Source organism: Actinacidiphila acididurans (genome assembly GCF_016918855.1).
In the GTDB taxonomy this organism is placed as follows: domain Bacteria; phylum Actinomycetota; class Actinomycetes; order Streptomycetales; family Streptomycetaceae; genus Actinacidiphila; species Actinacidiphila acididurans.
Window position 1 is genome coordinate 21,265 of the sequence record NZ_JADKYB010000034.1, and the last position, 26,288, is coordinate 47,552.

Genomic DNA, 26,288 nt, shown 5'->3' on the forward strand with positions numbered 1-26,288 from the left:
CCGCGAGCACGCTCGCACCGGTGGTGTCCGATTTCATATTAACACGGCTGCAATCAACACGGGCATGCGTGCCTGTATATTGGCACTCACGCCACTCAGGCGGTAGAGGTTCTACTGAGCACGCCTTTGAGCATGGAGGGGATCATGCGCAGCGGGGTCGGTTTCTCACAGGGCCTGCGCCGGAAGCTCGGCGACGGACCCGCGTGGACTGTTGAGGCTCTTCGTCAGGTGCGTTATCAAGTCATCCAGTCCGACAACCTCTTCTCGCCGGACAACCGGCACTTGCTGGACTCGTCCGAGGACACCCCTCTGCGGTCCGGCGACCGGCGGCTGATCATCATTGACAGCAACGTCGACAGCCACCACGGCGACCGGATACGCCACTACTTCGACCACCACGGCGTGGCTGTCACGATCGTTCCGTTGCGGGCCGACGAGCTGGTCAAGGAGTGGGACTCGGTCTCGCGCGTCGTCGACGCGATGAACGAGTTCACGCTCGACCGGCGCCGCGAGCCGGTGCTGGCCATCGGCGGCGGGGTGCTGACCGACATCGTCGGCTTCGCCGCCAGCCTCTACCGGCGCGGAACCCCGTACGTCCGCATCCCGACCACACTGGTCGGACTGGTCGACGCCGGGGTCGGCATCAAGACGGGGGTCAACTACGGCGCCGGCAAGAACCGCCTGGGCACGTACGCCCCGGCGACCGTGACGTTCCTGGACCGCTCGTTCCTGCGCACACTGGATCTGCGCCACATCAGCAACGGCCTGGCCGAAATCCTCAAGATGGCCCTGATCCGTTCCGAGGACCTGTTCGCCCTGCTGGAGAGCCACGGCACCGCCGTCCGCGCCGACCGGTTCCAGGGGAGCACCGGCGAACTGGCCGGCGCGGGGGACGCGATCATCAGCGAGGCCATCCACCTCATGCTGGAGGAACTGCACCCCAACCTGTGGGAGTCGGTGCTGGAGCGCTCCGTGGACTACGGCCACACGTTCAGCCCGACCATCGAGATGCACACACTGCCCGAGCTGCTGCACGGCGAGGCCGTGATGATCGACATGGCCGTGACCACGGCGCTGGCGACCCTGCGCGGCGACATGAGCGAGAAGCAGGCCGAGCGGGTCTACACCGTCGCGTCCACACTCGGTCTTCCGCTCTGGAACGACGCGCTGGCGGTCCCGTCACTGCTGAAGGACGCCCTCCAGGACACGGTGCGCCACCGCGACGGCCAGCAGCGGCTGCCGCTGCCGCTCGGTATCGGGCGGCACCACTTCGTCAACGACGTCACGGAAACCGAGTTGCGGGAGGCCGTCCGCCTGCTGCGCCGGCAGGTCCAGGACCTGTTCCCGGCACACGCCGACCGGTTCGGGCCCCTGCAGGTGGACGCGTGAGTGACGACAACCGCGGAGCCGTCGCCGTCGTCGTCGGCGGGTCGACCGGCATCGGGCGGGGAATCGCCGACGCCTGGGCGTCGCACGGCATCCGGACGCACGTCTTCAGCCGCAGCCGCCCCACCGGACCGGGCAGTGACCTGCTGACCTGGCACGGGCTCGACTTCCGCGACCCGCAGCAGGCCAGGTCCGCCCTGACCGACCGTGTTCCGCAGCGCGTCGACCTGGTGTGCTTCTCCGCCGTCTACTACACGTCCAGGCGCGAACCGTTCGTCGAGGTGAGCGAGACCGACTGGCAGGACCAGTTCACGATCAACGTGCATGCGCTGGCCTGGACGCTGAAGGCGACCCTGCCCGCCCTGCGCGCGGCCGCGCCCGGCATGTTCCTGAACATCTCCTCGGAGGTCGTCTACAACGCCGGACCGCACCGGGCGGGCTACGCGGCCACCAAGGCGGCGGCCGACTCGCTGATCCGGTCGGTCGCGCAGGAGACCGACCCCGCCGAGGTCTCCTTCGTCCAGGCGCTCCCGGCCGGGATGGTCGACACCCCCGGGATACGGGCCCGGCGCCGCTCCGGCTTCGACTACGCCGGCTACATGGCCCCGTCGGACTTCGGGCCGCTGGCGCTCGAACTCGCCACGACCCGAGGCGGGCCCTATGCCGGGCAGGCGCTCGTCGTGCACGAGGACGCGACCTGGTCGTCCGTGGGCGACTCCGTTCCGATATCCCAATCGCGTGCGGCCCAATCGCATGCAGCCCAATCGCGTGCGGCCGAAGGCTCCGCAGGAGGCGCCGTGGCCGTGCGCTGAGACGCAACAGCGGGTGGGACGGCGCCGATGCCACGCGCCGTCCCACCGACCGACATCACCGAGTTCAAGTCCAAGGAAAATTCCCATGCCGCTAGTCCTGTTCGCACTCATGCTCGGCGTGTTCTGCGTGGGCACCGCAGAGATCGTGATCTCCGGGTTGCTGCCGCAAGTGGCCGGCGATCTGGCCGTGTCGGTCCCCACGGCGGGTCTGCTGGTGACCGGGTACGCCCTCGGGGTCACCGTCGTCGGCCCGTTCGTCACGCTGCTCACCGGGCGCTGGCCGCGCAAGCGGCTGGTGCTGGTGCTGATGGGTGTGTTCGTGCTCGGCAACCTCGCGGCGGTGTTCGCCCCGGACTACGGCACCTTGATGGCCGCACGGGTGTTCACCTCGCTGAGCCACGGCACGTTCGTCGCGGTCGCCTTCAGCCTGGCCGCACAACTGTCGGCCGCCGATCGGCAGGGCTCCGCGATGGCGAAGATCTCCTTGGGCTTCAACCTGGCCAACGCGCTGGGCGGTCCGCTGGGCACCCTCCTCGGCCAGCACCTGGGGTGGCGTTCGACCTTCGGGGCCATCGTCGCGATCGGGGTGGTCACCATCGGCTTGATCGCGGTGTTCGTGCCCTCGGCGCTGCCGCGCCCCGAGGGAGCGGCCGCCGGTGCGGTCCGCGGTGAGCTCGGAGTGCTGTCTCAGCGAAACCTGCAGCTCACGGTCGTGGCCACGGTGCTGGCGCAAGGTGCGGTCTTCACCGCGTCCACCTATGTCGTGCCGCTGCTGACGGACGTGAGCCGGTTCAGCACGGGTGCGGTCTCCGTGCTTCTCGTGGTCTACGGCGTCGGCGCGGTCATCGGCAACTTCGTCGGCGGCCGGCTCGCCGACGGGCACGTCGTGCGCGGCATCACCATCGTGCTGTCGGCCCTGGTCGTGGTGCTCGCCGTGTTCTGGGTGACCAGCACCGTGCCCGCGCTGTCCGTCATCACGCTCTTCGCCTTCGGAGCCGTCGGGTTCTCCATCATCCCCTCGCTGCAGGCCCGCATCCAGGCGGTGGCGCTGGCCGCACCGACCCTGGCGCTGTCGGTCAATGTGTCCGCTTTCAACCTGGGCAACGGTCTGGGCGCCTGGCTGGGCGGTGCGGTGATGGACCGCGGGTTCGGCGTGCGCGCGGTGACCCTGACGGGTTCCGCGGCGGCCGCGCTGAGCCTCGCCTTCATCGCTCTGTCTTCGCGCATGGACCGTCGCAGCACCGCCCCCGGCATCGCCGGCGACGAGACCGCGGCCCCCGCCGTGGGCAGTGAAGTGCCCTCCATGGAGCGGTAGCCGAGGCGGCGGCACCGGTACGTGAACCCTGCACCACTTCGCCCGTGGCCCTGATCAGGAGTTGACATGCCAGAGTTCCCGTCCACGTACGAAGCGACCACCTTGGTCGGCGGCACCGTACGTCTTGGCGCGCACCCCTTCCCCGGGGACGCGCTCGGCGAGGACACCGTCGTCATCGAACCGGACTACATGGGGATCTGCCGGGCCGACATCAAGGAGATCGCCGGCTCCCGCGACATCATGGAGGACCGCGGACCGCTGTTCGGCCACGAGTTCATCGGTTCCGTCGTGTTCTCCGGAGCCCGGACGGGATTCCGGACGGGTGAGACGGTCACCCTCAATCCGAACATCACGCCGACGCGCACCACCGGTTTTGCCGACTACGTCTTCGTTCACGGAGCAAGGGAGCAACTGGACCAGGCGGTCGTCCGGGTGCCGGAGCCGGAGATCACGAAGAACGTCTGGATGCCCGAGCCGTTCGCATGCATAGTACATGCAGTCCGGAAGCTGGTCGGGCTCGCGAATCTCCCCTCCCTTCAGGGGAAGAGGGTGGGAATCATCGGCGCCGGCTGCTCGGGCCTCCTGTTCGCCATGTACGCCCGGCACCTGGAGGCGTCGGTGTCGGTGTTCAACCGCGGCGCGATGCGGCGTGACTTCGCGCGGGAACGGCGGATCCTGGCGGAGGAGGAGATATTCCCGCTCGCCGAGGCGGAGTCCCACCGCAACGGCTTCGACATCGTCATCGTCGCGTCGACCATCGTCACGCCGGACCTCCTGCGAACCGCTGCCGCCATGGCTGCCGACGGAGCCGTGCTCTTCGTCTACGGCGGCACACGCAAGGGCGATCGGTTCCCCGGCGGTGACGTCGACGTCGACACCCTGCGCAGGCGCGAGCGGATCGCACCCGCGGAGTACCTGGGGAAGCGCCTGGCAGTGTCAGGAGCCTACGGATGCCTCAAGGAGGACTACGAGGAAGCCTTCAGGCTGCACGCGGAGCATCCGCATGATTTCCCCCTCGAAAAGCTGACGTCGACGCAGATCGGCCTCGGCGAATTCCCGGAACTCGCCATGAGCATCGCCGCGGGAACGGCGGACTTTCCCGGAAAGGTCCTGATAAGGACCACCGCCGCCGACCCGGATCGGGCACGAAAGTGATGAACACAAGCCGTGTCGACGCCGCAAGGAGGCGCACTATGACGGCCGCATCACCCGCGTCGGCGGCACGCCCCGCGGCGACACTTTCCGCCGATGTCGGCGGGACCTGGGTCCGGCTGCGGACCAGCGAGGGCACCGGGCCGGCCGTCCGCCTGCCGTCCCCGAGCCTGCTCAACCTGCCGGGCCGCTCCGTCGACGAACTCCGCCGCGACATGGTGGAACTGCTCTGCGGCGCCGCCCCGCCCGCCGCGTGCGCGGCGATCTCCTTCGGAGCGGCCATCGACCACCTCACCGGCACGGTCTACGGGTCCGCCCCGCTGTGGGGCGCGAGCGCCGAGCCGTACGACCTGGCCGCCGCGCTGCGGCACAGACGGCCCGACGTGACGTGGATCCTGGTCAACGATGTCACCGCCGCGCTGGCCGACTTCGTCTCCGCACACGCCCGCGACGGCGTCCGCCGGGTCGGATATCTGACCGTGAGCAGTGGGATCGCCATGCGCACCGCCGACCTGACGCGCAGGCAGATCCCGGTCGACGAATGGGGTCTGCAGGGGGAGGTCGGTCACCTTCCGCTGATGACACGGACCGCGGAGCTGGCCGGTCTGACCTGCGAATGCGGGGAGCGGGATCACCTGGCCTCGGTCGCCTCCGGGCCCGGGATCGCGCGTGCCGCCGAGCGGCTCGGGATCACCGCCGGAATCACCGGCGGGGAGGAGGACCCGGAGGGGACCTCGGCTCTGATCCGCTGGCTCCCCGGGGCACTCGACGCCCGCGACCCGAGGGCGCAGCGGCTCCTGTACTGCTGCGTCGAGCCGATCGCCCACCTGATCCGTACCCTGTGGTGCGTCGATCCCCATCTCGACCTCTTGGGGCTCGGTGGTGGTGTCGTCACCGGTCTCGGCGACCACTACACGAACGAGCTCCGCCGCCAACTCGCCGCGGCCACCTCCTACGCCGATCGGGGCCGCTCGCAGCGGTGGCTCGACGATCGGCTGGTCTGCTGCGGTCCCGACGAGGTCGACGGGCTGCGCGGGGCCGAGCTGATCGGCCGGTGGGACCTGGGGATAGCCTCGTGAGCCCGGCCTCGCACCGTGCCCTGGTGCGGCGTCCCGCCGACGCCCGGGGCCGCACCCTGGTGGACGTCGTGCGGGTGCCGACGCCCCGGCTCGGGCCGGGCGATGTCCTGCTGGCGCCGCTGACCGCCGGTATCTGCGGCACGGACTGGCAGATCCTGCGGGGCCTTCGGGACGACGCCAGCCCCGTGCCGGGGCACGAAGGACTGGCACGGGTGGTCGACCCCGGCGACAGCGATCTGGCGGAGGGTTCGCTGGTCATGGTGAACCCCACGCACCCGGACGATCCGTCCTTCCTGCTCGGCCACAATCTGCCCGGTCTCTGGGCCGAGCGCACCCGCATCCCCGCCACGGCGGTACGCGCCGGCCTGGTGCTCCCGGTGCCGGAAGCCGCCGCCCGGCGGCCCTCGGTGGCGGCCTTGGCAGAACCGCTCGCTTCGGTGCTGTACGGCATGCGGATCGGGCTCGGCGTCGCCGAGCCGGCCTCACTGGTCGTCTGGGGCGACGGGACCGTCGGACGACTGGCCGCCGAGGTCTGGGCGCGCCACCTCCCCGGACTGCACCGCCTGGTCATCGGACACGGAGCCGGAGCGATCGGCCCGGACGATCCCGGACTGGGCGATCGGCTGGCGGAACTGCCGGCACCGGTCGCCGCCGTGATCGCCACACCGCGCACGGGAACCAGCCAGGCATTGGCCACGGTGGACCGCCACGTGGCGGGTCCGCTGCTGGTCGATGTGCACGCCGGGCTCGCCTCGGGGGAGATCCCCCTGGGCTGCGGTGATGTCGACGTGGCGGCCGTCCGCGCGGCCAACTGCGGAGGGCTGCCCTGGCCACCGGACGTACGAACCCTTCCTCGTCGACAGGGGCCGCTGCTGCTGTACGGCCACCGCGGCGTGTCCGGTCGGCACCTGCTCGACGCGGTCGGGCTGCTGATCGAGGACGAGCGGGTGGGCGAAGGGCTGCTGACGCATCGGCTCGACCCACCGGCGGCGGCCGACCTCATCAACACGGTGCTGACCTCGGCGGGACGCCACGTGGACGGCCGCCGGGTGCTGAAGGCCGCGATCCGGTTCGGAGACGGGTGATGGAAGCGATATCCGTCGCCGCCCCGCAGTGGCGCATCAGCACCTGTCGTACGGCCGCCGCCCGGGCCGCGCTCGCGGCGGGAGCCGATGTACTGCACCTGGACTTCGGCGGCGCCCACCGCGGCCGCATGCTCGACCATCCCGCCGAACTCGCCGCGGCCTGGGCCATCACCCAGGACCTGCCCGTCCCGGTGCTGGCGGTGAACCACGTCAACGACATCGGGCTGGCTCTCGATTCCGGCCGGGCCAATCCGGCAGCCCTGGACGTCCTCTGGCGCGCCCTGGACTGCGCCCACCGACTGGGCGCGGAGGTTCTGCACGTTCCGGGATTCCGGCGAAGCCTTCCGAAGGACGATGCCGTCCGGAGCGGTACGGCCGAGGTCCTGCGCATGCTGGGAGACTGGGTCTCCCGCATGGGCATGGTGGTGGCCTACGAGTCGCCCCTGTCGGGGCGCGACGCCCTGACCGTCGCGGGGGATGTCGGCAATCCGGCGCTGCGGCTGGTGCTGGACACCGGGAACCTGCTGGACGCCGGGGAATCGCCCGAGGATTTCGCCGACCTCGTCCAAGCCGCGGGGCTGCTCCTTCCGTGCCTGCACATCAAGGAACCGCAGGAGGCAACGGCCCTGCGGCGGGGCACCGTTCTGGACGATCTGCCGGCCCTGCTCCGCCGCACGCGGGCGTCCTCACTCCTCGTGGAGAACGACTACCGGCAGCAGCCGGCCCTCCTGCGCGAGGACATCCGGCGGGCCCGCGCGGCGGCGGGCAGCCGGTGAGCGCCTGAAGGCTGTTGCCGACAGCCCGGCGCCGGGCGGTGAGGGTGTGTGTCCGCCGCGACCGGGAAACGCTGATCGGCTTATTGGGGGTCAGGTCCGCTGTGAGATGATTCCTGTTCTGTCATCTCAGAGAGGGGGCTGAAGGTGGATGCTGCGTCATATCAGGGAGGAAGCTGTGCGGTCGGCACCCGGAGCCACGGGAGCGAGGGGAAGGGTGCGGCGTTGCCGTCCGACGTGTCCGGCGGGCGCTTTCGGAATGCACTGAAACGCACCACCACAAGGGTGCGCGGTTCTCGTCTGCGTGATGCCCGGCTGCGTGCCCACAGTCGTCATTTATTACGGCGACTCGAACCGCCTTTCCCTTTCAGTGTGACGACACTCTGCGAACAGCTCGGGGAACTGCGCGGCAGCCCGGTCCGGCTGCTTCCGTGGGAGCTGCCCGCCGACGGACCCTTCGGGATGCTGATCTCGCGTGACAACGAGGACGTCATCATCTATCAGGCGAACACGACCAAGGCCCACCAGGCCCACATCATCCTGCACGAGATCGGCCACCTGATCTCGTACGACCTCGCCGGCGAACGCCCGGCAGCGCTGTCCCTGCGGACCTGCTACTCCCCCGCCGAGGAGCGTGACGCCGAGGTGGTCGCCTCCACGATCATGCGCGTCGCGCTGACCGTGGGGCGCCGGGCCCAACGCGACGGCCTCGAGCAGCCCTGGCGTTCCTCGGTCTACAACAGCATTGTTTTCGATGGGGGATGATATCACCGCGGTCACGTGGTTCGCCATTGCCGCCACCCTGCTCGGTGCCTCATGGACTGTTCCCGCACTGGTCCGCCGAGGCTTTCGGGATTCGATGCGCCTGCATTTGTTCGCCGCACTCTCCCTGATGGGAATCGGAAACTTCCTGAACCTCCCGCCGGTTTCCGGCGCCGTCGATGCACACGCCTTCATAGGGTGCGCCAAACTGGCGTACAACCTGAGCATCCTGGTGAGTCTGTGCCTGATGACCGCCTTCCTGCGCGAGCGTCCACTGGACTCCTGGTCGGCGCTGCGCGCCTGGGAGGCATGGCTGTGCGCCGTCTGTCTGGCGGGAATGTTCACCGCGACGGCGCTGATGCCGCCTCACCTGCGCAACAACACGCTCAATTCGGGACACCTGGGTGATCCGCGCGTCGTCGCGTTCTACAACATCGGCAACGTCTACCTGCTCGCCGGCTACTCCACCTGCACCCTGCTGGCCTGGAGGATCGCGAGAAGAGGGCGCCCGCTGCTGCGCAGGGTGTCGCTGACCCCCCTGTCCGGCGGTCTGGCGGTTCTCGCGGCCAGCAGCGCCTTCCGATTCTTGTGGGTCGACGTTCCCGCGCTGCGGGCGGGGCAGTCCTTCACCTACAACCACGACTTCGTACTGGCGCTCTCCGGAACGGCCGCCGTGGCAATCGGGACGAGTCTGCCGTGCCTGGTCAGCCTGGCACAGGTCGCGTCGGAGAACCGGGACCACCGGGCCAGGTTCGAAGATCTGGGCGAGTTGTGGACACGCCTGGTGGCCGCCTATCCCGAACTCGTTCTCGACTGCCGCCCCGAAGGGCCCCGCCGGTTCCCCCCGACACTCAACCACGCTCCCGCCGTCTACCGCCGCTACGTCGAATGCCGCGACGGACTGACCCGATTGAGCCCCTACCTGCGGCTCGCCTCCGCGCAATTGCCGGCCGAGGCGTCGCCGGGCGAGCCGCACACCGCCGCCCGGCTGATCGATCGCGCGCTGAGCCTGTACGGCGATCCATGTCTGCGCGGGGAGTCGTCGAAGGCACCGCCCTGCCCGGTACTCGTGGCCCGGGACGTCTCGGACTCCTACGACGACGATGTTCTCTTCCTGGCGGCGGTCTCCTCCGAACTGCAAGCGCTCCGGGCGACGTAGATTCCCGGGCGGAGGGTCAGCGGGGGACGAGGTGGAAGGAGTACGGCGCGGTGCGGCGCTGGTCGTTCCACACCTCGATCAGGTACCGCTTGCCCGGCTCCGTCTTGAGCGGACCGACGTCCCAGCAGGTCCGGTACGGGGTCATCAGTTGGTGAAGTGGGGTGGGCCGGGCTCGTCGAGGTCGATCTCGGTGAGCAGGTCGGGGCTGTCGGTGCCGGGTTTGTTGACGGCGATGGAGACCGGGCGTGCGCCCAGGGGGCGGGCTGCCGGGTCGGCCAGCAGGGCACGGATTTCTTCGGGTTCCTGGAGGGAGGGGTCGAGCCAGGCGTCGATGTCGCGGGGTGCGATGGTCAGGGGCATGCGCGGGTGGACGCGGCCGGCGGCGTCGGTGGCCTCGGTGGTGATGATCGTGCACGTGGTCCACGAGGCGCCCGGTTCGCCGTCGTCCCCCGCGGTGGGGTCGCGCCAGAACTCGTACAGCCCCGCGAACGCCATCACGCCCTGGTCGTCGGGATGGATGAAGTAGGGCTGCTTGTAGGCCCTGCGGCCTTCCCGGGCCGGCATCGCCGCCCACTCGTAGAAGCCGTCGGCCGGCAGCAGGCACCGCCGCCGGGCGAACGCGCGCCGGTAGGCCGGCCTCTGGTCGACGGTCTCGGCCCGGGCGTTGATCATCCGCGAACCGACCGACAGGTCCTTCGCCCAGGAGGGCACCAGCCCCCAGCGGGCCGCCCGCAGATCGCGCCGCACCTCGCCGCTCGTCCGGTCCGCGCGCTCCATCACGGCCCACACGTCCTGCGTCGGCGCGACGTTCCAGCTCGGCGGCAGCACCTGCTCGGCCGGCGGCGGCCCGGCGCGGAACAGCGACGTCAGATCCTCGGGCCGGCGGGTGGACACGTAACGACCGCACATGCCGCCAGCCTGCCACGACCAGGCCGGCGAGGACGCACACACCACCGGGTGGCCGCCGGCCCGGGCCCCGGCCCGGATCGCCCGAGACGGTGTGGCCGGTTTTCAGCGGGTGCGGCGCGTGGCGTCGCTGTCGTGGCGGAGGCGGTCGGTGTGGTGGGTGAGGTCGTTGATCCGGGCGGCGAGTTCGGGGTGGTCGCCGCGCAGGTGCGGCTCGGTTTCGGCGAGGGGGGCGAGCAGTGCGGCGGCGTCGTTGTCCGCCAAGGCGTGGGCGAGTCGGCGCAAGGGGGCCCGGGCGGTGTCCTGGAGATCGGGCAGGGCGGTGACCTGGCCCGCGAGCTGACGCAGTTCGCCGGCGTTGTACCGGGCCCAGACGACGACGGCGCGGTCGGCGGCGCGGCGGTCGCGGGTGGCCTGCACCCGCTGTTCGCCGGTGCTGTCGGCCGCCCCGGGGCGGAGTCTGAGGTAGCGGCGTTCGGCGGCCTGGCGGCTGGCCACGCCCAGCGGCTCGGCCAGATCGGCCCAGCTCGCGCCGGCCGCGCGGGCCGCCTCGATCAGTCCCGGCTCCCACCGGGCGAGCTCGTGCCGTACCTGGCGGAGCAGAAGCAGCAGGGACAGCGCCTGATCAGGGCCGGGCACGACGGCGCCGGAGGGCCCGTCGGCCGCGGCGGTACCGGCGGCACGCACCGCGTCGTCGATGGCGCGCAGGGCCGCCTCGGCGGCGAGAACGGACGCCGGGGCCAGGTGCCGGGACTGCTCGTCGGCCGATGTCACAGAAGCCCGCCTCGTCACCGCTTCGACGACTTTTGGTTTGTCATCCATGCGATGACATGGTACACAGGAAGCAGGTTCAGCGCATTGGCAGCACTCACTGCCCGTCTTCCTGGAGGTGTTTCCCGATGTTGATGCGCACCGATCCGTTCCGCGAGCTCGACCGGCTCGCCCAGCAGGTCCTCGGCGCAACCGGCACCTGGTCGCGGCCGTCCACGATGCCGATGGACGCCTACCGCGATGGCGATGTGTACGTGATCGCCCTGGACATCCCCGGAGTGAGCACCGACGCCATCGACATCGACGTCGAGCGGAACATGCTGACGGTCAAGGCCGAGCGCCGCCCGACGGCCAAGGACGACAACGTCCAGATGGAGCTGTCCGAGCGCCCGCTGGGAGTCTTCTCCCGCCAGTTGATGCTCGCCGACACCCTCGACGCCGAGCGCATCGAGGCCGACTACGAGGCAGGGGTGCTGACCCTGCGCATCCCGATCGCGGAGCGCGCGAAGCCTCGCAAGATCACCATCGGCGGATCCTCGGAGCGCAGGCAGATCAGCGGCTGATCCGACTGATCCGACGGTCCGCTTCGGCCCGCAGCAACGGCAGCGGGCGGGCACGCCCATCGGCGTACCCGCCCGCCCGAAGGGGGTGACCATCGTGGCCATTCGTGCGGAGGACTTCCTGGAGCGCATCCGGGAACGCGGCCAGTACGACACCCGGCATGAAGCCGAACGTGCCGCCCGCGTCGTGCTCGCCCTTCTCGGCGCGCACCTGTTCGGCGAGGAGCGGTCCACGCTCGCCGCCCGGCTGCCGGAAACCTTCGCCCTGATTCTGCTCAACCCTCTGCCCGCGGCCGAACCACTGAGTCCCGAACGGTTCGTCCGCGCCACCGCGGCCTGGATCGAAGGAGCCACGGAGCAGACGGCCACCTGGGACATCGGGGCGGTCCTCAGCGTCGTGGCCGAGTCCGCCGGCGATGACCTCACCCGGCGGCTGCTGCTCCAGCTCCCCGTGGGCTACGACCTTCTTTTCGGCCGCCCACAGCCGGTCTGACCAGGGCCGCACCGAACACCACCCGGTCCACACCCGGCCTGTCGTCCACCGTCTCGCCGCGCCCGGCGCGGGCGGTGGACGCCGGGCCCTGTCCATACGAAAGGCACACCACCGGCCATGCTCGACCAGCGCCACCCCGACCGGCCCGAAGTCGCCATGACCTACGACGCCCTGCTGGAAAAGGTCCGGTACGAGGGCGCCTACCCGACCCGGCAACGTGCCCAGGAGGTCACCCTCCAGGTCCTGGCCGCCCTCGGCCGCCAGATCACCGGCGACGAACGGGTCGCACTGGCCGCGCGGCTGCCGCTGCAGGCCGCGCAGGAGTTCACCAGGCAGGTCCCCGCCGCCGAGCAGCTGACCGGATGGGGCTTCGTCAAGGACCTCGCACGGCTGTCCGGCACCACGCCCGCGGTCGCCCGGTGGAACACCGGGACCGTCTTCTCCGTCCTCGCCCGCCTGACCGGGCCGGACCTGCTGGATCAGATCCTCGACCAGCTCCCCGAGGGCTACGCCCTGCTGTTCGGACGCGCCGACCTCCGCACCCGCCAAGCGGCCTAGATGTAGTGATCCGCGGGGTTGTCGACGCGGGTGATCGGGGGTGACCGGCTGCCCCATCGAGGCCGACCACGCCGTCCTGCGCGCGTAGGCGTGTTCGTCCGTGGATCGCCGGGTCCAGGGTCAACTACGGTCCGGTGCAGGACGGCCGCAGCGGCCCCCGCTCTTGTTGCGCTTTTCGCCCGTCGCCTGGTCGGTGCGAGCTGCTCTCCACCCGCGCGAAGCGCGAGACCACCGTCGTCCATCGTGCTCGAGTTCGGACGGATTTCCACGGGATGCGGCTCCGGAACAGCACGGCCTCCTGAAGAAGTCGACCGTGCCGCCGGCCGGCACGGTCAGCGGTACCAGAGCGCCCTCGCGCCACCGGTACACGTTCGGCGACAGCGGCGCCGGACCGGCCTCGTACCGCGCGGTGGTGACCAGCACCAGGTCCTTCAGGACGTCCAGCATCCCGTCACCGGCGATCGGGTGGTACGCCAGCTGGATGCCGAGGGGAACCCGACAAGTGCCCCGTTGGCGGGCAGCGGCTCGCCGGTCAACTTGCGGTGACGGCGGGATCGGCCGACGGACCGGCCGACGTCGTCCATCGCCTCCCGCCGCCCGCCACCCCGCCCGGCCTACGTCGTGGCGAGCGGCGGCCGCGTCGGCGTCGTCACCCTGGACCACCGATGGCGGGGGCTGTCCAGGTGAGGGGCGGGCGTGTGGGGCGGACGGATGGGCGGTGGGGGCATAAGAAGGGGCCTGCGGAGCGGCTTCAAGGGTCACTGCACGGCGTGCCGAGCCGCAGAAGGGGGGTGGAAGCAGCGCTCTCGCGCGCTGCGCCTGCCGCGCACCCGCGTCGTCGCGGCGCCCGCCGTCCCGGCGGCCTGCCCGGCCACCGGCTGAACGTGAAGGATGTGAACGATGGAAGGACACGAGCCGGAGCACACGGGAGACGCCGCCCGCGGGGCCGGGCGGGGGCCCCGGAAGCCGTCGGACCTGCCCAGCGGGACGTCACGCGAGATCCTCAAACGCACACTCAAGGAGTACAAAGCCGACAACCTGTCCGACCTGGCAGCGGCGCTCACCTACTACGCGATCCTGGCGATCTTTCCCGCGCTGCTGGCCCTCGTGTCGATCGTGGGCCTGCTGAGCACATCGACCGCCAAGTCCCTGACCGACAACATCACCAGCGTGGCGCCCGGTGCCGTCCGCTCCACCCTGACCAGCATCGTCACCCAGGTGCAGGCCAGCGGCAACAAGGCCCTGATCCCCCTGATCATCGGTGTGGCGGTCGCGCTGTGGTCGGCATCCGGTTACGTGGCGGCCTTCATGCGGGCCGGCAACACCGTCTACGACATCGGCGAGGGCCGCCCGGCGTGGAAGACGCTGCCCATCCGCTTCGGGATCACGGTCCTCCTCGTCGTCGTCCTTGCCGCGATCGCGGTGGGCGTCGTGTTCACCGGCAGCCTGGCCCGCAGGACAGGGCACATTCTGGGCCTGGGCGACACCGCGGTGACCGTGTGGAACTACGCCAAATGGCCCGTCATGATCATCCTGTTCGCGCTGGCCGTGGCAGTACTGCACTGGGCCGCGCCGAACGTCAGACACGGTTTCGCCTGGGTCACCCGCGGCAGCCTGCTGAGCGTCCTCGTCTGGATCGCCGCGTCCGCGCTCTTCGCCGTCTACGTCGCGAACTTCGGCAGCTACAACAAGACCTACGGCACCTTCGCCGGGATCATCGTCTTCCTCGTCTGGCTGTGGATCTCCAACATCGCCCTGCTTCTGGGCCTGGAATACAGCGCGGAGTCCGAACGGGCCCGGGCCCACGAAGGCGGCCTCTCCCCGGGCGAAGAGCCCTACGTCGAGCCACGCGACGACCGCGAGATCTGACAACGTGACACCGCTCGCCCAACGGGGCGGGAGCAACGGAACCGCAAGGCCGACCCAGGTAGGCGCGCATCGGGCCACGCTTGCCGCCAGCGCCCCCGAAACGAAGGCCGCCAGGCGGCGCGCGTCGGCCTGCGGGAGCTGGTCGCCTCGCTCGACCCGCTGCCGGCCATGGTGCAAAGCAGGCGCATGGACGTCCTGGCACTGAACAATGCCGCGAAGGTACTGCTCACCGACTTCGATCGGATACCGGCCAGGGACCGCACCATCGTCCGCTGGCTCTTCACCGACCCACAGGCCCGCACCCGATATCCCGACTGGGACGATGTCGCCGGCGACACGGTCGCCGCGCTGCGCAGCGCACGCGACCCCCGCTCGACAGGCCCTGGACAACGACGCGTCAATACACCGCCGACCTAGACGCCAGGTGCACGGCGTATCGCGGGACGCGCCCCCCGCAGGCCAGGCAGGCATCGGACGGGCTCACGGCAGGGCCGTGTACCGGGTACAAGCCCTGCTCGATGCGGCGGGCCCAGCGCCGGTCGGCGGCGATCGCAGCGCACATCGCGCCTGGCCGACGGCCGGTTTCGCCGCACGCGAGGCGTGGCAGAGCGCGACCAAGGACCGGCTCGGCGCGGCGGTGGCCGCGATGGTGGAGCCGGGCTCGCGCGTGCTGCTGGACGCCGGGACCACCACGGTCCACGTCGCCGGGCACCTGGCCGCCCGGGCGCCGCTCACCGTGGCTGTGGTCAGTCTGCAGGCGGCCGTCCGGCTGGCCGACCGGCCCGGCATCGACCTGCTGGTCGTGGGCGGCCGGTCCCGTCCCGGCGAGCGCTCGCTGGTCGGGCCGCTCACGCTGCGCACCCTGGAGGCACTGGCCTTCGACCTGTTCGTGATGTCGATCGGCGGTGTGCACGCCGAGCACGGGTGGTCGGAGTTCTCCCTCGACGACGCCGCCGTCAAGCAGGCGGGCCTGGCCCAGTCCGGCCGTACGCTCACGGTGGCGGACGCGACCAAGCTGGGTGTACGCGCCTTCAGTCAGGTCGCTCCGCTCGACGCGGTGCACAGCTTCGTCACCGACCGGGCCGCCGCCGACCCGGCCACCCACCCCGGTGGCCCCCGCACCCTCGACGCCCTGCGCGAGGCGGGGGTCGACACCGTTCTCGTATGACCCGTCACGCTGTTCGTCCCCAGCCCGGAGTGTCCTCATGACCGCAGCCCCCGCCCCGTTGATGATCCTGGTCGCCAGCCCCTACCGGTCCGGCACCGGTGACGACCCGGCCAAGCTCGACGCGAACGTGCGCGCCATGAACGACGTCGCGCTGACGCTCTTCCGGGCCGGCCACCTGCCCGTCACCGGAGAGGCCCTGGCGCTGCCGCTTCTGCAAAGCGCGGGCGGCACCCTGCCGGGTACGCCGCTGTTCGAGGAGATCTTCCACCCGGTGGCCGAGCGGCTTCTCGCCCGCTGCGACGCGGTGCTGCGTATCGGCGGCGCCTCGGCCGGGGCGGACATGATGGTCGAGCGGGCCCGCGCGCAGGGCAAGCAGGTCTACGCCGGCCTCGCGGACGTCCCGGCCGCCCGATGACCGCCGGCATCGACACCCCCGACCGCCGCGGCCGTACCGGCCTGGACCGCCACGGCCGCGACCTCACCGGCAACCCGCGCGTGCGCGTCCAGGACGTCCAGGTGCTGTCGTGCGACTGGTACGTCCTGCGCAGGACCACCTTCGACTACCAGCACAGCGACGGGCACTGGAGCCGCGAACAACGCGAGACGTACGACCGCGGCGACGGCGCGACCGTCCTCCTCTACGACGAGCAGCGCCGTACGGTCCTGCTGACCCGTCAGTTCCGGCTGCCCGCCTACGTCAACGGGCACCCCGACGGCATGCTGTTGGAGACGGCGGCCGGCCTGCTCGACGGGGACGACCCCGAAGGGGCGATCCGCCGCGAGGCGGCCGAGGAGACCGGTCACACCATCGGCCGGGTCCAGCACGTCTTCGACGTCTTCATGAGCCCGGGATCCGTCACCGAACGGCTGCACTTCTTCGCCGCGCCCTACCGCTCCTCCCCCGCCGCCCCGCACACGGCGGGCCTCGCCGAAGAAGGCGAGGACATCACCGTCGTGGAACTCGGCTTCGCCGCGGCCCTCGACATGGTCCGCGGCGGCGCGATCGCGGACGCGAAGACGATCATGCTGCTCCAATGGGCCGCCCTCGACGGCCCCTTCCGCCCCACCGGTCCGACGCCCCAGGGGGGATGACAGCACGTCCACGCAATGGGCTGACGTTCAGGCGGCCTTCGCCCGGGCCAGCAGGCCGCGCAGCGCCGACGCCACAGCGGCGGGCTGCTCCTGCAGCGCCATGTGACCGGCGCCGTCGATGATCGTGCCCACCGCGCCGGGAATGGCCGCCACCAGTTCCCGCCCGTTCTCCACCGGGATGAGCCGGTCCCCCGTCCCGTGGAGCACGGCGGTCGGACACGTGATCGTCGCCAGCGTCGGCCGGGAGTCCTCCCGGCCGATCGCGGCCTGCTGCTGAGCGCAGAAGGCATCGGCCCCGACTTCGTGCGCCATTCGACTCCAAAAGGCCGCGATCGCCGCGTCCTCCCGGTTGCTCTCGTCGACCAGCGCGGGGAACGCGCCGACCACGAGATCGTCGAACCCACCGGCGCGTGTCATCTCGATCTGCCGCCGGCGCCCGTCCGCCTGCTCGGGAGTGTCCGGCCGCGCCGAGGTACTGATCAGCGCCAGGGCCCGGACCCGCTCGGGTGCGCGCCGCATCACCTCCAGCGCCACGTAGCCGCCCATGCTCACCCCGACAAGGACGAAACGCCGCGGCGCGGCCGCCAGCAGCCGCTCGGCCATGCCGCCGATCGAATCGTCACGCCGGGTGTCGGCGATCGTCACCGAACCGGACGACCATGCGTCGGCCAGCACCGGGCCGTAGAGCCTCGGCGAACAAGCCAGTCCCGGCACCAGCACCGAGTGCAGCGCATCCTCTGTCATCGGACGAACACCTCCACCTTCCGACCGGAAGCGTAACGATCGCGCTCCCCTCCCCCGGCACCACGTCTCCGGTCGACACCGGGTCGGGAACCGGAACGTTCGGGTCCGGTCGAGCCGCGGCTCGGCACATTCGTGCTGCGCGCTCTCGGGGCGGGAGAGACGGACAGCGAACCGCGGGCGGGGCTGGTGCGGTGGACGACCCGGGCGCGTCGGGCCGGACCGGCCGGTGGCCGGGAGGACGTTCACCTCCCGGCCGCCGGCCGCGCCTTGCCTACGCGCCCTTCGGGGCGGCCTGCTGCACCACGTCGAAGGACCACAGCGTGGACCCGCTCGCGGCCGGCTTGGGGGGTTCGCCGCTCTGCTCGCCGGCGCCCCGGTGGGCCGCCTTCATCGGGCCCTCCAGCCAGGCCTGGAAGGACTCCTCGTCACGCCACCGGGTGTAGACCAGGTAGTCGTCGGTTCCCTCGACGGGGCGGAGGAGTTCGAACCACTCGAACCCGTCGGAGTTCTCGACGGCGTGGGCACGGGAGGCGAAGCGCTCCTCCAGCGTCTCCCGCTGCTCGGCGGGGACGGTGAGTACGTTGATCTTGACGACGCTCATGGTCCCATCCTGCCGCAAGGCGGCCGGGGGACGGCGAGCGGCTCGTAGTCCGGCAGTCGTTCAGTCCGGCAGGGGCTCGGCGTAGTGCTGGAATCCGTCGCGGCGGGTGTGGATGTCGTACAGGAGCTGGGCCAGGACGTCGGGGCTGCTGTGCTCGGTGTCCGGGCTGATCGCGCCGGGGATGATCAGTTGGGCGGCGTGAATGTTCTCCGGAGCGAGAGCGTCGTGCAGCATGCGCGCGTAGGCACTCTCGGCGGCGAAAGCGATCGAGGTGCCGGCCCGCTGGAGGTTCGGGCGTACGGCGGTGCCGCCGTTGACGAACAGCAGGGTGCCGCGGCCGAGCTCCCGCATGCCGGGCAGGACGGCGTTCACGCAGGTGACCGGGCCCTTGACCGAAAAGGACAGGGGGGCGTCCAGGTCGGTGACGGTGGTGTCCAGGACCGGCTTCATGAAGTCGGCGCGGGGCAGCGGGCTGTACTGGAGGATCTCCACCGGGCCCGCGTCCTCGGCGGCGGTCCGCAGGGCCGTGGCGAGGGAGGCGGGGTCGAGGACGTCCGCCGGGTAGCCGCCGGCCCGGATGCCGTCGTTGCCGAGCTCGGCGGCCAGGCTGTCGAGGTGCTGGGCGTTGCGGGAGATGAGCGCGACGCTGTGGCCGGCGGCGCCGAAGCGACGGGCGGTGGCCAGGCCCAGGCCGGGGCCGGCGCCGACGAGAGCGAATGTGGTCACGGTGAGTCCTTCGCAAGGGGAGGGTGTGTGGGGGCGGGGCCGCCGCGCAGGCCCACGTCGGAGTGGTCCAGCTCCTGCTCGTCGATCGCGACGTCCTGGGGATGCCGACGAAGCCGACGTTACCGCCGGGCCGGGCCGCGCGGAGCCTGACGCGCGGCCCGGGCAGTGCAGATGCGCTGCGGCACCGCATCGGCGCCTGTCCCGACGGTGAGCTCCTTGACCGCGCGACTCCCCCGCCGGTGCGCTCGCCGACGTACTCGTGCCCCTTCGGGCGCGCCCGGCCGGACCGCGGTACGGCCACAGGTCGGAACCGCGGTCCACCACGGATGACACCGAGCCCGGCGGCGAGGACGCTGCCCTCCCCCAGCGAGCCCCCGCGTCCCACCCGCCGTCTTCTCCGGTCGGACGGAGTACGGTCTGATGGGACGTCAGTGAGCGATGGGTCGGGGGGGCGGATGACGGGCATCGAGATCGCCGTGGGGTGCATGTTCGCCTGGGCGGTCCGCAAGGCGAGGCGGGTGGCCGGCCGGGCGGATCAAGAGGTCGACCGCACGCTGGACGCCGCGATGGACGACCTCCACGACCTGGTGAGCCGGAAGCTGAGCGAGGAGCCTGCGCTGCGCCGGCTGACGGAGGAAGCCGAGGCCGGCCGGGACCAGCCCAGCGACCGTACCCAGCAGCGGGTGCAACTCGCCCTGGAGGACGCCGTGGAGCAGGATCCCGGCTTCGCCGAGGCCCTGGAGCACGCGGTCGGCACGCTGCAGTCCGTCCTCCGCACGGCCGGCGGGCCATCGGTCGGTGACGGCGCAGTGGTCGTCGAGGGCAACGTGGACATCCGGGCCGACCACGGCTCCGTGGCCGCCTGGCGGATGGGCACCGTGAACCTGGGAAACCCTCCCCAGCCGGGAACGCCCCAGGGCTGAACGTCCCCGGTACCACATCGGCCCCCGCCCCCGGCAGCTCGATCCGGGGCACGCACGGCGCGATCGTCGCCGGGACCATCGAGAACCTCCACCAGCACTTCCCCGGGAACAGGAAGACCCACCGACTCGACCTGCCACGACCGGTCGAGGAGTGGACCGCACAGCAGCTGGGCGTCCACCCCGCCATCCACGGCGCCAACACCCCTGATCCCGACGGCGCGTTCGTGCTCCCGGCGTACCTCGAACGCGACCACGACCGGAGGCTGCGCGATCACCTCCTCGACGCGGCCCGCGGCGAGCGGACGACGCTCGTGCTCGTGCGGGGGTCGTCCTGCACTGGCAAGACCCGCACCGCCTTCGAGGCCGTCCGCGTCTGCCTGCCCGACTGGCGGCTGGTCCGCCCCAAGACCCCCGAGGGGCTCCTGGCCCTGCTCGACGCCGGTCTCCTCCCGCGCACCGTCCTGTGGCTCGACGAAGCCCAGAACCACCTGCGCGGGACCGACGGGGAGGAAGCGGCCGCCGCGCTGCACCGCCGGCTGGAGGACCCCGGCCCGGTCGTGATCCTCGGCACGCTCTGGCCCGAGTACCACCGCGACCTCACTGCCACCCCCCACCGCGGCCGGGCGGCCACGAAGGACCCCCATGTCAACGCCCGCGCCCTGCTGGCCCAAGCCGTGCTCGTCGACGTCCCCGCCTCCTTCGCCACCGAGTCCCTCAGGGTCCCGCTCGTGCACCGCGACCCCGCACTGGCCACGGCCGCCCTCACCAGCACCGGCGGGAAGATCGCCCAGACCCTCGCGGCCGGCCCCCAGTTGGTCGACCACTACGAACAGGCCACCGCACCCCACGGCCCGTACGGCCGCGCCGTCATCACCGCGGCCCTGGACGCCCGCCGCCTCGGCCACGCCTCACCCCTGCCCGCCGCGCTTCTCGAGGCCGCCGCCCCCGGCTACTTGACCGCGGAGCAACGCGCCGCCGCCGATCCCGGCACCTGGTTCGCCCGCGCACTCGACTACGCGCGGGAAACCGTCAGGGGCGTGGCCGCGGCCCTGGAACCCGTCGCCGACCCGGACGGCATGGGTCCGCTCCCCGGCGTCCACCAGCTCAGCGACTACCTCCACCACCACGCCCGCACCGCCCGCCGTTACGTGTTCCCACCGGAGTCCTTCTGGATCGCCGTACGGGACCTCGCCGCCGGCGCGGCAGACCTGTACGGGCTGGCCGACGCGGCCAGGGTGCGGGGCCGTCGCCGCATCGCGGATGAGCTGTACCGGCGGGCCGCCGACGCCGGAGAACCCGAGGCCCTGGCGGCCCTGGCGAAAAGCCGCGAGGAGGTGGGCGATGGGGAGGGCGCGGAGCGATACGCCCGGCTGACCGCCGACGCCGGAGCACCCGGGTTCCTGACGGTCCTGGCGCAAAACCGTGCGGAGAGGGGGGATGCGCAGGGCGCGGAACGGCTCTACCGGCTCGCCGCCGACGCCGGAGAGCCCTACGCCCTGCTGCAGCTTGCCCAGGAGTGTGAGGAGGTGGGCGACGCGGAGGGGGCGGACCGGTTCGCCCGGCGGGCCGCCGACGCCGGCGAGCCCTTTGTGCTGATGGTCCTGGCGTCGATGGGCTCCCTGCGTACCCGGGCCGGGGACGCGGAGGGCGCGGAGCGGCTGTTCCGGCTGGCCGCCGACGGCGGAGAACCCGGGGCGCTGGCGGAGATGGCGTGGCTACGTCTGGAGGCCGGGGACACCGAGGGCGCGAGGCAATACGCCCGGCTGACCGCCCGCGCCGACGGACCCTGGGCGCGCATGTCTCCGTGGTACTACGACGGCGAGTCGGCGGACGGGGAGGAGCAGGCACGATACGCCCGGGAGGCCGCCGATGCCGGAGCGCCCCGGTCCCTGAGGACCAAGGCGGAGGAGCGCGAGAGAGCCGGGGACCCCGAAGGCGCGGAGCGATTCGCCCGGCTGGCGGCCGACGTGGGAGCCCCCGGGGTCCTGGACGCCCTGGCGAGCGCGCGCGAGAGGGCCGGGGACACCGAGGGCGCGGAGCTGCTGTGGCAGCGGGCCGCCGAGGCCGGACACCCCGCCGCACAGCAGAAACTGGCCCGGCTGCGCGCGAATGCCGACGATGCCGAAGCCGCGGAACGATTCTCGTGGGCGCCCTCCGACCCCGCGCACATCCTGGTGGGCCTGACCGCACTCGTGATGGACAACGCGGGGCTGCGCGAGCCGGACCTGTCCGACACGTTCCGTGTGCGACAGCTGCACGAGCTGGACCCCGACGTCAGAGACGACGTCCTCTCGACCGAACTCGCCACCCTCATAGTGGAGTTGGCGGGGCTGCGCGAGTGGGCCCGCGAGGCAGAGCGGGCCGAACGGCTCTGCCGGCTGGCCGCCGACGCCGGAAGCACCTTTCTGATGAAGTTGGCGACACTTCGCGCCGAGATCGGGGACGCGGCAAGCGCGGAACAGCTGTACCGGCTGGCCGCCGACGCCGGAGAACACCGGGCTCTGGTACCGCTGGCGCGGCTGCGGGAGAAGGCCGGGGACGCGGCACACGCGGAACAGCTGTATCGGCGGGCCACCGACGCCGGAGAACACCGGGTTCTGGCGAACCTGGCCGATGAGCGATGGCGGGCGGGAGATACGGCAAGCGCCGAACGGCTGTACCGGCTGATCGCCGACACCGGAGATTCCCATGCTCTGACGATGCTGATGCACCTGCGCAAACAAGCCGGGGACATGGTGGGCGCGCAACGATTCGCCGAGCAAGCCGGCTCCCTGCTGCTACTGGCGGAGCTGCGGGAGAAGGCCGGCGACGCGGCACACGCGGAACGGCTGTACCAACTGGCGGCGGACGGCGGCACCACCGAATGGGACGCTCTGGCGCGGCTGCGTGCGAAGGCCGGGGACGTAGAAGGCGCGCAACAGCTGCGGCGATTCGGACTGGAGGTTGACGGCTCTCCGGCTCGGCCGTGGTAACGCGGCCGGACGCGGGTGTCGGTGCGGGGTGCCGGTCAGGGGCGAGCCGCGCTCGGGGTGCCAGGCGCGTACGCACGTACGCCCCGGGCGGGAAGCCCGGGGCGGACGGAAGGTGATCGCTTTTGACCGGCCGGCCCTCGAAGGAGTCCGTGGGCGCTCAACCGGACCGCCGTACGGTCGAGCTGCCGCCGGTGACACTGCGATCGGTCAGGCGGTCTGCGGGCTCGTACCGCCGAGGCCGGTGGCCGGCTTGCGGCTGCCCGCTGCGGCCGGAGTGGCCGGGTTGAGGCGGTAGGCGGCCTCGATCACGGCCCGCTCGCGCCACAGGTGGTAGACGGCCATGGCGAAGATGTAGGAGCCCATGACGTTGGCGATGAAGTGCCACCACAGGCGGTACGTGGACAGGCCCGGGCCGGGTTGGGTGGCGCCGAACCAGGTGGACAGGCCGATGGCGCGGTCGGCCCCGAACCAGACGGACAGCGTCAGCGACAGGTGCTCGAGGCCGTGGATGCCCTGCATCCACACGCCCATCTTGCCCCAGCGCCGGGTCTGCGTGGCCCGGGAGTGCCGGGTGATGACCATGACCGCGGCCAGGCCGGCCAGGAAGATGAAGTTGCCGACCAGGTGCAGGATCTCCATGCCCAGCGTCGGGTGGGAGGTGTCGACGCGGCCGAAGCCCTTGGCCAGGCCCGAACCCCACGGGGTCATCCAGGCAGGGTCGTTGGGGTGCCTGATCCAGTAGCCCGCCTGCGCGACATGCTCCTGGAGGTGGCCGATCTGCCCGACGATCCCGATGGTGATGACCACCGCGCTCGCCGTGAACACCCAGCGCTTACCGGGGTTGCGGTTGGCATACCAGAGGCCCACCACCGCCGCCCACATGGCCACGGCCCACAGCAGGAGCAGAACGGCTCCGGTGATGTTCAGTCCTGACGCATGACTGCCCATATGCATACCTGGCATGGCAGGCATGCCCGGCATGTTGGGCATGCTCGGCTCGTGCAACACGACGATCCCCCGATCTCGGACGCGGGCTCTTCCCGGAGATTTCGCCTCCCTCCCGGGCACGGGCGGCAACGGCCGCACCCGCAGGGTGGCGTGACGGCCATCACAGTAGGGGCGGGTTCCACTTCACGGTTGCCCGAGATCGCTCTTTCCACAGGCAATATGTCCAAGTCATCTGCCACGGGCATTCTTTCCGCGGCAACTTCCGCTCCGCCGCCGGTCGGCCCGGAAGCAGCTATTCACGTGCCATCCGGCCGGTCGAGGCGGGGCGGCCGGCCGGGTCGGCCCGGACCGGGACACCGGCAGATCCGGGCCGTTTCCGGTGGCCGCCACCCCAGCGGCGTCCATACAGGACTCCAGCGTCTGCCGTAGACCTCCTGGTCTCTCCCCAGGCCGGCGACGTCATCACCACCCGCCTTCGTCGGTCACCTCATGGGACGACGCGGACCGTCAGTTGCCAGCCCTGGGAGAGCGGGCCATGGGGGCCGGGCCGGGTGTCGGCGGTCGCACCGGCGGGAAAGTCGGACGCGAGCCGTGCAGCACGTACGGCCGGGACGCGGCGTGGTTGACGTGACCATGTAGACGGTAGGAAGGTGACCGCGTCCTTGCGCACGTCCTGCACCTGGTTCGGTTCGGCGGGAACCCCCCTGTCCCACGGCAGGACGTGTACGGGCCTCCCCCCTCGCGTCCTCACCCGGCGGCGTACCGATGCCGGACGTGCCCCGTCCCCTCGGCAGAGGAAGCGAACATGCCCCTGGGCTCCTTACTGCGGCGCGTGGTCAGCCCCGGCCTGGTCACCGTCGCTGTGACCGCCGTCGCGCTGGTCGTCTCCACCGGTGTCGCCGACGCCGCACCCACGCTGACACAGATCAGCTCCGATCCGTACACCAACTCCAGCAGCCAGCACGCCACCGAGGTCGAACCCGACACCTTCGCCTACGGCTCCACCGTCGTCTCCGCGTTCCAGGTCGGCAGGTTCAGCGACGGCGGCGGAACCGACATCGGCTTCGCCACCTCCAAGGACGGCGGCGCCACCTGGACCAAGGGCTTCCTGCCCGGGATCACCACGGCCGCGGGCGGCACCTACGCCCGGGTCAGCGACGCGGCGGTGTCCTACGACGCGAAGCACAACGTCTGGATGATCTCCAGCATCCCGATCACCTCGTCCGTCACCGTGCCGGTCGTCTACACCAGCCGCTCCACCGACGGCGGGCTGACCTGGAGCAACCCGGTGACCACCGCGACCGGTTCGGATCTGGACAAGAACTGGATCGTCTGCGACAATACCTCGACCAGTGCCTTCTACGGCAACTGCTACACCGAGTACGACAGCCCCGCCGACGGCGACCGCCTGAAGATGACCACCTCCTCCGACGGCGGCCTGACCTGGGGCGCGTCGAAGAACACCGGCAACAGCGCCACCGGCATCGGCGGCCAGCCCGTGGTGCAGCCCAACGGCACAGTGATCGTGCCCGCCGCCAACGCCTCGGAGACAGCGATCCTCGCCTTCCAGTCCACCAACGGCGGCAGCACCTGGAGTTCGACCACGACCGTCGCCACCGTCAGCACGTACACCGTCCACGGGTCGCTGCGCAGCGGACCGCTGCCCTCCGCGGAGATCGACGCGTCGGGCAAGGTCTACGTGGTCTGGCAGGACTGCCGTTTCCGCGGCTCCAGGGGCTCGTGCACCTCCAACGACATCGTGATGTCGACCACCACCAACGGGACCACCTGGTCCTCGGTGGTCCGCATCCCGATCGACGCGACGAGCACCACGGTCGACCACTTCATCCCCGGCCTCGCGGTCGACCCGGCGACGTCCGGCGCCACCGCCCACCTGGCGCTGGCCTACTACTACCACCCGGTCGCCAACTGCACGACGTCCAGCTGCCAGTTGGACGTCGGATACGTCTCCTCCACGGACGGCGGCGCCACTTGGACCGCCCCCACCCAGCTGGCCGGACCCATGAGCCACTCGTGGCTGGCCAGCACCACGCAGGGGACCATGGTCGGCGACTACATCTCGACCTCCTTCTCCGGCGGCACGGCGCACCCCGTCTTCGCCGTGGCCTCGGCCCCCTCCGGCACGGTCTTCAACGAGGCCATGTACACGCCGGCCGCGGGTCTGGCCGCGGCCGCCGGGACCGTCGCCGCCCCGCCGGCCACCGCACGCCAGAACGCCTTCTCGGCCGTACGGGCCGAGATCGCCTACCGGCAGTGGCTCGCGAACGGCGGCGCCGAGGGCGGAGGCGAGGACAGCCCCTGACCCTTGCTCCACAACGACCGGGGCCCGGACGGCGTTCGCACGCCGGCCGGGCCCCGGCACGGGCAGGATCACGGATCGGCGGATCGGCGGATCGGCGGATCGGCGGATCGG

Annotated in this window: 27 protein-coding genes and 1 pseudogene; 20 read left to right on the top strand and 8 right to left on the bottom strand. The window is 71.3% G+C overall.

Annotated elements, in window-relative coordinates:
* The first annotated feature begins 228 nt into the window (after positions 1 to 228).
* The 9 genes from ITX44_RS38120 (at position 229) to ITX44_RS38160 (ending at position 9,523) form a co-directional block, all read left to right on the top strand.
* Positions 229 to 1,389, top strand: a complete 1,161-nt coding sequence (locus ITX44_RS38120) for a sedoheptulose 7-phosphate cyclase (RefSeq protein ID WP_307795674.1) — start codon at positions 229 to 231, stop codon at positions 1,387 to 1,389.
* Positions 1,386 to 2,198 carry an SDR family NAD(P)-dependent oxidoreductase gene (locus ITX44_RS38125; protein ID WP_205364081.1) on the top strand — a complete coding sequence of 271 codons (813 nt, stop codon included), beginning with the start codon at positions 1,386 to 1,388 and terminating at the stop codon, positions 2,196 to 2,198. The genes ITX44_RS38120 and ITX44_RS38125 overlap by 4 nt, the downstream gene beginning before the upstream one ends.
* Positions 2,199 to 2,283: 85 nt before the next feature.
* Positions 2,284 to 3,513: an MFS transporter gene (locus ITX44_RS38130; protein WP_205364082.1), complete on the top strand. Its 1,230-nt coding sequence runs from the start codon at positions 2,284 to 2,286 to the stop codon at positions 3,511 to 3,513.
* 66 nt (positions 3,514 to 3,579) lie between these two features.
* Positions 3,580 to 4,668, top strand: coding sequence for an MDR/zinc-dependent alcohol dehydrogenase-like family protein (locus ITX44_RS38135; RefSeq protein ID WP_205364083.1), 1,089 nt, complete (start codon positions 3,580 to 3,582; stop codon positions 4,666 to 4,668).
* 38 nt (positions 4,669 to 4,706) lie between these two features.
* Positions 4,707 to 5,744, top strand: a complete 1,038-nt coding sequence (locus ITX44_RS38140; RefSeq protein WP_236062400.1) for an ROK family protein — start codon at positions 4,707 to 4,709, stop codon at positions 5,742 to 5,744.
* Positions 5,741 to 6,829 (top strand): alcohol dehydrogenase catalytic domain-containing protein, encoded by a 1,089-nt coding sequence (locus ITX44_RS38145; protein WP_205364084.1) that lies wholly within the window; start codon positions 5,741 to 5,743, stop codon positions 6,827 to 6,829. The genes ITX44_RS38140 and ITX44_RS38145 overlap by 4 nt, the downstream gene beginning before the upstream one ends.
* A complete protein-coding gene (locus ITX44_RS38150; protein WP_205364085.1) occupies positions 6,829 to 7,605 on the top strand; it encodes a sugar phosphate isomerase/epimerase family protein in 777 nt (258 codons plus the stop codon). The genes ITX44_RS38145 and ITX44_RS38150 overlap by 1 nt, the downstream gene beginning before the upstream one ends.
* 369 nt (positions 7,606 to 7,974) lie before the next feature.
* Positions 7,975 to 8,367, top strand: a complete 393-nt coding sequence (locus tag ITX44_RS38155) for a hypothetical protein (protein WP_236062401.1) — start codon at positions 7,975 to 7,977, stop codon at positions 8,365 to 8,367.
* On the top strand, positions 8,357 to 9,523 hold the full coding sequence (locus ITX44_RS38160; RefSeq protein WP_307795675.1) for an MAB_1171c family putative transporter: 1,167 nt from the start codon (positions 8,357 to 8,359) through the stop codon (positions 9,521 to 9,523). Before ITX44_RS38155 ends, ITX44_RS38160 begins: the two co-directional genes overlap by 11 nt.
* A 16-nt stretch (positions 9,524 to 9,539) precedes the next feature.
* Here the strand turns inward: ITX44_RS38160 and ITX44_RS42475 are convergent, their stop codons facing one another.
* From ITX44_RS42475 to ITX44_RS38170, 3 genes are all read right to left on the bottom strand, one after another.
* Entirely contained in the window at positions 9,540 to 9,668 is a 129-nt protein-coding gene (locus ITX44_RS42475) for a ubiquitin family protein (protein WP_265934381.1), read from the bottom strand.
* Positions 9,668 to 10,432, bottom strand: coding sequence for an SOS response-associated peptidase (locus tag ITX44_RS38165; RefSeq protein WP_205364089.1), 765 nt, complete (start codon positions 10,430 to 10,432; stop codon positions 9,668 to 9,670). Before ITX44_RS38165 ends, ITX44_RS42475 begins: the two co-directional genes overlap by 1 nt.
* A 102-nt stretch (positions 10,433 to 10,534) precedes the next feature.
* On the bottom strand, positions 10,535 to 11,251 hold the full coding sequence (locus ITX44_RS38170) for a type III effector protein (protein ID WP_236062402.1): 717 nt from the start codon (positions 11,249 to 11,251) through the stop codon (positions 10,535 to 10,537).
* Between the two features lie 77 nt (positions 11,252 to 11,328).
* Between ITX44_RS38170 and ITX44_RS38175 the strand changes: the two genes are divergently transcribed.
* From ITX44_RS38175 to ITX44_RS38210, 8 genes are all read left to right on the top strand, one after another.
* On the top strand, positions 11,329 to 11,763 hold the full coding sequence (locus ITX44_RS38175) for an Hsp20/alpha crystallin family protein (RefSeq protein ID WP_205364091.1): 435 nt from the start codon (positions 11,329 to 11,331) through the stop codon (positions 11,761 to 11,763).
* Between the two features lie 94 nt (positions 11,764 to 11,857).
* Positions 11,858 to 12,253, top strand: a complete 396-nt coding sequence (locus ITX44_RS38180) for a DUF2267 domain-containing protein (protein WP_205364092.1) — start codon at positions 11,858 to 11,860, stop codon at positions 12,251 to 12,253.
* 117 nt (positions 12,254 to 12,370) lie between these two features.
* Entirely contained in the window at positions 12,371 to 12,811 is a 441-nt protein-coding gene (locus tag ITX44_RS38185) for a DUF2267 domain-containing protein (RefSeq protein ID WP_205364093.1), read from the top strand.
* A 900-nt stretch (positions 12,812 to 13,711) separates the two neighbouring features.
* Positions 13,712 to 14,680: a YihY/virulence factor BrkB family protein gene (locus ITX44_RS38190; RefSeq protein WP_205364094.1), complete on the top strand. Its 969-nt coding sequence runs from the start codon at positions 13,712 to 13,714 to the stop codon at positions 14,678 to 14,680.
* 129 nt (positions 14,681 to 14,809) lie between these two features.
* Positions 14,810 to 15,097: an MmyB family transcriptional regulator gene (locus ITX44_RS38195; protein WP_205364151.1), complete on the top strand. Its 288-nt coding sequence runs from the start codon at positions 14,810 to 14,812 to the stop codon at positions 15,095 to 15,097.
* Between the two features lie 76 nt (positions 15,098 to 15,173).
* Positions 15,174 to 15,848 carry a DeoR/GlpR family DNA-binding transcription regulator gene (locus ITX44_RS38200; RefSeq protein WP_307795676.1) on the top strand — a complete coding sequence of 225 codons (675 nt, stop codon included), beginning with the start codon at positions 15,174 to 15,176 and terminating at the stop codon, positions 15,846 to 15,848.
* A gap of 37 nt (positions 15,849 to 15,885) precedes the next feature.
* Complete coding sequence (locus tag ITX44_RS38205) at positions 15,886 to 16,263, top strand: DUF4406 domain-containing protein (RefSeq protein ID WP_236062404.1); 378 nt, start codon at positions 15,886 to 15,888, stop codon at positions 16,261 to 16,263.
* Positions 16,260 to 16,940: an NUDIX domain-containing protein gene (locus ITX44_RS38210; RefSeq protein ID WP_205364096.1), complete on the top strand. Its 681-nt coding sequence runs from the start codon at positions 16,260 to 16,262 to the stop codon at positions 16,938 to 16,940. Before ITX44_RS38205 ends, ITX44_RS38210 begins: the two co-directional genes overlap by 4 nt.
* Positions 16,941 to 16,967: 27 nt before the next feature.
* On the opposite strand, the gene ITX44_RS38215 is transcribed toward ITX44_RS38210, so the two are convergent.
* The 4 genes and pseudogenes from ITX44_RS38215 to ITX44_RS43230 all read right to left on the bottom strand — a co-directional run.
* On the bottom strand, positions 16,968 to 17,684 hold the full coding sequence (locus ITX44_RS38215; RefSeq protein WP_205364106.1) for an alpha/beta fold hydrolase: 717 nt from the start codon (positions 17,682 to 17,684) through the stop codon (positions 16,968 to 16,970).
* Positions 17,685 to 17,955: 271 nt separating this feature from the next.
* Entirely contained in the window at positions 17,956 to 18,285 is a 330-nt protein-coding gene (locus ITX44_RS38220) for an antibiotic biosynthesis monooxygenase family protein (protein ID WP_205364107.1), read from the bottom strand.
* A gap of 60 nt (positions 18,286 to 18,345) precedes the next feature.
* Positions 18,346 to 19,011, bottom strand: coding sequence for an SDR family NAD(P)-dependent oxidoreductase (locus tag ITX44_RS38225; RefSeq protein ID WP_205364108.1), 666 nt, complete (start codon positions 19,009 to 19,011; stop codon positions 18,346 to 18,348).
* Positions 19,012 to 19,040: 29 nt separating this feature from the next.
* Positions 19,041 to 19,244, bottom strand: a pseudogene (locus ITX44_RS43230) (IMP dehydrogenase); the annotation flags it as partial.
* 222 nt (positions 19,245 to 19,466) lie between these two features.
* Here ITX44_RS43230 and ITX44_RS38230 point away from each other — a divergent pair.
* Positions 19,467 to 19,934 (top strand): hypothetical protein, encoded by a 468-nt coding sequence (locus ITX44_RS38230; protein WP_205364109.1) that lies wholly within the window; start codon positions 19,467 to 19,469, stop codon positions 19,932 to 19,934.
* Positions 19,935 to 20,158: 224 nt separating this feature from the next.
* Complete coding sequence (locus ITX44_RS38235; protein WP_236062405.1) at positions 20,159 to 22,906, top strand: hypothetical protein; 2,748 nt, start codon at positions 20,159 to 20,161, stop codon at positions 22,904 to 22,906.
* A 207-nt stretch (positions 22,907 to 23,113) separates the two neighbouring features.
* Here ITX44_RS38235 and ITX44_RS38240 read toward each other — a convergent pair whose 3' ends face one another.
* Positions 23,114 to 23,854 carry a DUF6008 family protein gene (locus ITX44_RS38240; protein ID WP_236062406.1) on the bottom strand — a complete coding sequence of 247 codons (741 nt, stop codon included), beginning with the start codon at positions 23,852 to 23,854 and terminating at the stop codon, positions 23,114 to 23,116.
* Between the two features lie 805 nt (positions 23,855 to 24,659).
* On the opposite strand from ITX44_RS38240, the gene ITX44_RS38245 reads away from it, so the two are divergent.
* Entirely contained in the window at positions 24,660 to 26,177 is a 1,518-nt protein-coding gene (locus ITX44_RS38245) for a sialidase family protein (RefSeq protein ID WP_205364111.1), read from the top strand.
* Positions 26,178 to 26,288 lie beyond the last annotated feature (111 nt).

Excerpts from the sequence above, each read along its gene's own strand:
- ITX44_RS38130 (WP_205364082.1), top strand. The coding sequence starts at position 2,284 with ATGCCGCTAGTCCTGTTCGCACTCATGCTCGGCGTGTTCTGCGTGGGC.
- ITX44_RS38135 (WP_205364083.1), top strand. The coding sequence starts at position 3,580 with ATGCCAGAGTTCCCGTCCACGTACGAAGCGACCACCTTGGTCGGCGGC.
- ITX44_RS38140 (WP_236062400.1), top strand. The coding sequence starts at position 4,707 with ATGACGGCCGCATCACCCGCGTCGGCGGCACGCCCCGCGGCGACACTT.
- ITX44_RS38150 (WP_205364085.1), top strand. The coding sequence starts at position 6,829 with ATGGAAGCGATATCCGTCGCCGCCCCGCAGTGGCGCATCAGCACCTGT.
- ITX44_RS38160 (WP_307795675.1), top strand. The coding sequence starts at position 8,357 with ATGGGGGATGATATCACCGCGGTCACGTGGTTCGCCATTGCCGCCACC.
- ITX44_RS42475 (WP_265934381.1), bottom strand. The coding sequence starts at position 9,668 with ATGACCCCGTACCGGACCTGCTGGGACGTCGGTCCGCTCAAGACGGAG.
- ITX44_RS38165 (WP_205364089.1), bottom strand. The coding sequence starts at position 10,432 with ATGTGCGGTCGTTACGTGTCCACCCGCCGGCCCGAGGATCTGACGTCG.
- ITX44_RS38170 (WP_236062402.1), bottom strand. The coding sequence starts at position 11,251 with ATGGATGACAAACCAAAAGTCGTCGAAGCGGTGACGAGGCGGGCTTCT.
- ITX44_RS38175 (WP_205364091.1), top strand. The coding sequence starts at position 11,329 with ATGTTGATGCGCACCGATCCGTTCCGCGAGCTCGACCGGCTCGCCCAG.
- ITX44_RS38185 (WP_205364093.1), top strand. The coding sequence starts at position 12,371 with ATGCTCGACCAGCGCCACCCCGACCGGCCCGAAGTCGCCATGACCTAC.
- ITX44_RS38190 (WP_205364094.1), top strand. The coding sequence starts at position 13,712 with ATGGAAGGACACGAGCCGGAGCACACGGGAGACGCCGCCCGCGGGGCC.
- ITX44_RS38205 (WP_236062404.1), top strand. The coding sequence starts at position 15,886 with ATGACCGCAGCCCCCGCCCCGTTGATGATCCTGGTCGCCAGCCCCTAC.
- ITX44_RS38210 (WP_205364096.1), top strand. The coding sequence starts at position 16,260 with ATGACCGCCGGCATCGACACCCCCGACCGCCGCGGCCGTACCGGCCTG.
- ITX44_RS38215 (WP_205364106.1), bottom strand. The coding sequence starts at position 17,684 with ATGACAGAGGATGCGCTGCACTCGGTGCTGGTGCCGGGACTGGCTTGT.
- ITX44_RS38220 (WP_205364107.1), bottom strand. The coding sequence starts at position 18,285 with ATGAGCGTCGTCAAGATCAACGTACTCACCGTCCCCGCCGAGCAGCGG.
- ITX44_RS38230 (WP_205364109.1), top strand. The coding sequence starts at position 19,467 with ATGACGGGCATCGAGATCGCCGTGGGGTGCATGTTCGCCTGGGCGGTC.
- ITX44_RS38240 (WP_236062406.1), bottom strand. The coding sequence starts at position 23,854 with ATGGGCAGTCATGCGTCAGGACTGAACATCACCGGAGCCGTTCTGCTC.
- ITX44_RS38245 (WP_205364111.1), top strand. The coding sequence starts at position 24,660 with ATGCCCCTGGGCTCCTTACTGCGGCGCGTGGTCAGCCCCGGCCTGGTC.